Below are 4,738 nucleotides of genomic sequence, written 5' to 3'. Positions count from 1 at the left end.
ACTCGACGCGATCAGATGCCGCGTATTGCCAAGCACCTGCCAGTCGGCGCGGATGCGACCGGACTTGTCGAGTTCGTCACTTGCGAGCCGGAGCGTGTCGACGAAAAGGGCGAAGGCCGAAAGGGTGAACGACCGGGCGAGCACGAAACCGATATTGAAGCGGTTCGTCGCCGGTGCATTGGATCTCATCATCGTCGTCATAGCAATTCCGCCTCGCCGCCCAAGCCTTGGTTGGTACCTGTGGACCGTTTATCATAGGGGCCCACCCAAACCCGTTCCCGAAATCGCCTCGTCATGGCGCGGGCAGCACCCAAGCCCGTATATTTGCGGCTCTGTCCCCTCGGGTCGGCCGAAGACGCATCACCCCTCGCGACCCGCGCGAAGTTCCTGCAGTCGGATCACCGAGTTTATGCCGAGCCATGCAAGCGGCTCCGGCGGGAGCCGGGTGGGGTCGCGGTGGTCCATGTAATCCGAAAGTTCTCGACACACGTTCCCGGTCGCCAAGTTGGCGGCCATGATGCCGGCAAGCGTGCTCTTGACGGTGCCGAGCCCGTTCTCGCAGCACGCGGAAAAGAGCCCTTCGTCGATCTCGCCAAAGGCCGGAACGTGGTTGAGGCTGAGGCAGAGACGGCCTGCCCAACTGTGCTCGAACGGTATTCCCTCGAGATCAGGAAATCTCGCATCCATCGAACGGCGATGCGCTTGCGCCATCTTTGCGAGGCGGCTTTCCGAAAGGGCGAGCGTCGTGTCGTAGGTGTATTTGGTGCGGATCGCGATGCGCGACTGACCACCTGAGGTGATCTTGCGTACGGTCGCGCCCATCGCGTCGGCCGGAAGCAACGCCCAGCGATCCCGACCGGAGGCCTTGTGGCCGAAATCATCTGCCGGAAACGGCGCCGTCATCGAGGCGTAGGCGAAGATGTGCATCAGCCGCCTGCCGAAATGGCCGAAGTCTTCCACGTGGCCGTTCACGCCCAGGATGACCTTGGGCGCGCATACCGAGCCGCCTGCCGTCATTGCTGTCCAAATCCCATTGTCGCGCTTGAGAGACGTCACGGGGGACCGCTCGAAGAGATCGAGCTCGCGTGAAAGCCCGGCAGCGAACTGGCGTACGTAGTCGGCCGGTTGGATCAGGACGGCACCAGGCGTGTAGAGCCCGCCGAGGTAATAGTTGGACCCCGTTATCTCCCGCATCTCGGCGGCGTCTAGAAAGGCGTGCTTCTCGTCCGCGGCCTTGAGCGACTGGCCGAAACTCCTATTGAGCTTCATGCCGCGCGCGGTCGCAGCCGCATTGATCTTGCCTGCGGGATCGAAGGTCTCGCGCGACATTCCATAGGCTTCAGCCGCTTGGCCGGCGAACGCGATGGCGTATCGGTTCTGGGCCATTTCCCTGCGCGTGCTGTCGGCACCTCCGCTTGAATATTCGCCGGATGACAGGTTGTGCGGCACGTCGATCATGTAGCCGGAATTCCGGCCCGACGTACCCTTGCCCACTTCGCTCGCCTCGAGAATGACGACCTTGTCTTCGGGACGCAGTTGCAGCAGGCGGCGCGCTGCAGAAAGACCGGCAAAGCCGGCACCGATGATCAACCAGTCCGCGATCACGGTGCCTTCGAGGCGGCGGACCGGAAACGAACGTTGGCTGATCGCCTCCCAGCCCGAGATGCCATTTTCGACAGGCAAGCGTTTGACGGGCCGCGTGATCATTGGATCGTCGCTCTCTTGGGTTCGCGCAACCGGCGGATCGTTCTGGCCGCGATTGTTCGCTCACGCATGGCGATTTCCTGCGACAATTTGGGCGACATCGCGTTTCAGAGTCGCGACGATTGTCTCGAGTGTTACCTTTTCATTGGTGTTGAGCGAACCGAGCGGTGCCCGAGCCGGTCCCGCCGGCAGGCCTTTCAGTTCACAACCGTGTTTGATCGACTGGACGAATTTGCCGCATTCGAGGAAATCCATCAGCGGCAGCATCGCCGTCATGATCGCCCGTCCCTTGTCGAAGTTCTTCTCGATGACGCAGGCCTCATAGAGGGCGACATGTTCCTTCGGCAGAAAGTTGGAGCCGGCGCAGACCCAGCTCCTTGCGCCCCAGGCGAAGAACTCGAGTGCCTGGTCATCCCAGCCACAGGAAAGTGCGATGTTCGGATACTTGCGGGCGAGCAGGTGAAGATTGGCCATGTCGCCGGAGCTTTCCTTGATGGCCACGACGTTTCTGGATTCGCTGACGCGCGAGAAGTAGGCGTCTCCCATCATCACGCCCATGCGGGCCGGATAGTTGTAGAGCATGATCGGCAGACCCGCCGCTCGATCCACCGTCAACGCGTGGGCCGCGTTCTCCTCCTCGGTCGGCAAGGCGTAGGGCGGCGACGACACGAGAATGGCGTCGGCGCCGATCTCCTTGGCCGCCTTGGCAAACGCCACGGAGTCTTCCGTCCTGGTGGCGCCCGTGCCGACGACGAGCGGCAGTCGTGAACCGATTACATCCTTGGCTAGGGCGGCGAGATTGAAACGCTCTTCTGCGCTCTGGGCGTAATATTCGCCGGTCGATCCGCCAATGATGATGCCGTGAACGCCCGCTTCGATGAGGGACTCAAGCACGGCTGCAAAACCCTTTCGGTCGATTTGCCCGTCTTGCCCGATTGGCGTGATCGCCGGGGTGTAGATGCCTTCAAACTTCATGATATCTCTCCTCGATAGGCCCGTAACTTGGGCGAGCGGATTTCGCCGCGGCAACGCTTGCCCGGTTCCTAGGTTTCGGTTGAATGTGTGCAGGTCTCCCGCCGCTCAGTGCGGCGTTACGACCGCTGCGGCCAGCCGCTTCAGATCGACGGTGCCCACGGGCATGCCGCCGGCATCGACCACCACCAGATCCTTGGCCTCCTTGTGCGCCAGGATCTTCAGCGCAGCTTCGATCGTGCTTCCAGTGCTTAGTGTCGCGCCATTGACGGCGTGATCGGCGGCGACCGGTGTCATCACGGCCTCGACATGAACGACCCGACCACGGTTCACCTCCTTTACGAAGTTGGCGATGTAGTCGTCCGCCGGCCTCAGGACGATGTCCTGGCTGGTACCCTGCTGGATCACCTCGCCGTCGCGCAGGACCGCGATCTGGTCGCCCAACCGCAATGCCTCGTCGAGATCATGGGTGATGAAGACGATGGTCTTCTTGATCTCCTTTTGCAGGTCGAGAAGAACCGTCTGCATGTCCATGCGGATGAGCGGGTCGAGGGCCGAATAGGCTTCGTCCATCAGGAGAACGGGCGCGTCGTTGGAAAGCGCACGGGCAAGCCCGACACGCTGCTGCATGCCGCCGGAAAGCTGGTTGGGATACTTGTTTTCAAAGCCCTTCAGCCCCACGCGCTCGATCCATCGCATGGCGATGTCGACGCCTTTCGCGCGCTCAACGCCTTGCACCTCAAGGCCATAGAGCGTGTTGTCGAGAACGTTGCGATGCGGAAGCAGCGCGAACTTCTGAAACACCATCGCCGTCTGGTGGCGCCGGAACTCGCGCAGTTCCGGCTGCGCCATTTTGACGACGTCGAAACCATCGACGAGCACCTCGCCGGCCGTCGGGTCGATCAGGCGATTGATGTGCCGGATCAAGGTCGACTTTCCCGACCCCGACAGGCCCATGATCACCTGGATGCAGCCGGAGGGGATTTCGATGTTGATGTCGCGCAAGCCCAAGACATGCCCGTGCCGTTCGTTGAGCTCGGTTTTCGTCAAGCCCTTTTGCGCGGCCTCGACATGCGCAGAGGCGCTTGGTCCGAAGATCTTGTAGAGGTGGCGGATCTTGATGCCGCCGAAGGTGGTGTCAGCCATGGACGATCTCCCGGTGCTTCTGCAATCTCTCGCCATAGGCCTGGCTGACCCGGTCGAAGATGATGGCGATGCCGACGATGGCGAGGCCGTTGAATATGCCGAGCGTGAAGTACTGGTTGGCGATCGCCTTCAGCACCGGCTGGCCGAGGCCCTGGACCCCGATCATCGAGGCGATGACGACCATGGCGAGCGCCATCATGATTGTCTGGTTGATGCCCGCCATGATCGTCGGAAGCGCCAGTGGCAGCTGCACGTTCTTGAGCTTCTGCCAGCTTGACGAGCCGAAGGCATCGGCGGCTTCGAGCACATCCTTGTCGACGAGGCGAATGCCAAGGTTGGTGAGCCGGATCATCGGCGGGATGGCATAGATGACGACGGCGATCAGCCCCGGCACCTTGCCGATGCCGAGCAGCATGACGACAGGGATCAGATAGACGAAGCTCGGCATTGTCTGCATGACGTCGAGCACCGGGTTGACGACCCGTTGCAAGCGGTCGGACCGCGACATCAGAATGCCGATCGGAATGCCGATGGCGATCGACAGCAGCGTGCAGACGAAGATCATCGAGATCGTCCGCATCGTGTCGTCCCACATGTCGAAATAGCCGATCGCCAAGAGGGTCACCAGACAGCCGAGCACGACCTTCAAGCTTCTGCTCGCACCCCAGGCGATCGCAAGAATGATGATGATAATAATGGGCCACGGCGTCTGGGTCATGAAGCGCTCGGAAGCGATCAAGAAGTGCTGCAAGGGGGAAAAGAAGCCCTCGATGATGTCGCCATAGGCGCGCGTGAACGACCGGAAACCTTCGTCGATCGCTTTCTTCAGCGCGCGAAGAGCGTCGTCGTTCATGTGTGGGAATTCATAAAGCCATTCCATTCGGTTCCTCCTTTTTGAAGAAGCCGGCGCAAGTTT

4 protein-coding genes and 1 pseudogene are annotated in these 4,738 nt (G+C 61.2%); all 5 read right to left on the bottom strand.

All coding sequences use genetic code 11. The annotated features are described in order from the left end of the window. Positions 1 to 192, bottom strand: a pseudogene (locus tag VGO04_RS07295) (GlxA family transcriptional regulator); the annotation flags it as partial. 168 nt (positions 193 to 360) lie between these two features. Further along, positions 361 to 1,707 carry an FAD-binding oxidoreductase gene (locus VGO04_RS07290; RefSeq protein WP_327495286.1) on the bottom strand — a complete coding sequence of 449 codons (1,347 nt, stop codon included), beginning with the start codon at positions 1,705 to 1,707 and terminating at the stop codon, positions 361 to 363. A 60-nt stretch (positions 1,708 to 1,767) separates the two neighbouring features. Next, entirely contained in the window at positions 1,768 to 2,679 is a 912-nt protein-coding gene (locus VGO04_RS07285) for a dihydrodipicolinate synthase family protein (RefSeq protein ID WP_327495285.1), read from the bottom strand. A 105-nt stretch (positions 2,680 to 2,784) separates the two neighbouring features. Further along, complete coding sequence (locus VGO04_RS07280; protein ID WP_327495284.1) at positions 2,785 to 3,822, bottom strand: glycine betaine/L-proline ABC transporter ATP-binding protein; 1,038 nt, start codon at positions 3,820 to 3,822, stop codon at positions 2,785 to 2,787. Beyond that, positions 3,815 to 4,702 (bottom strand): proline/glycine betaine ABC transporter permease, encoded by an 888-nt coding sequence (locus VGO04_RS07275; RefSeq protein ID WP_327495283.1) that lies wholly within the window; start codon positions 4,700 to 4,702, stop codon positions 3,815 to 3,817. Before VGO04_RS07275 ends, VGO04_RS07280 begins: the two co-directional genes overlap by 8 nt. Between the last annotated feature and the right edge of the window lie 36 nt (positions 4,703 to 4,738).

Origin of the sequence: Ensifer sp., assembly GCF_035999185.1 — a bacterium.
Lineage (GTDB): Bacteria > Pseudomonadota > Alphaproteobacteria > Rhizobiales > Rhizobiaceae > Ensifer.
Note: the sequence above shows the minus strand (reverse complement) of the source record. Positions and strands in the feature narration are given on the sequence as shown.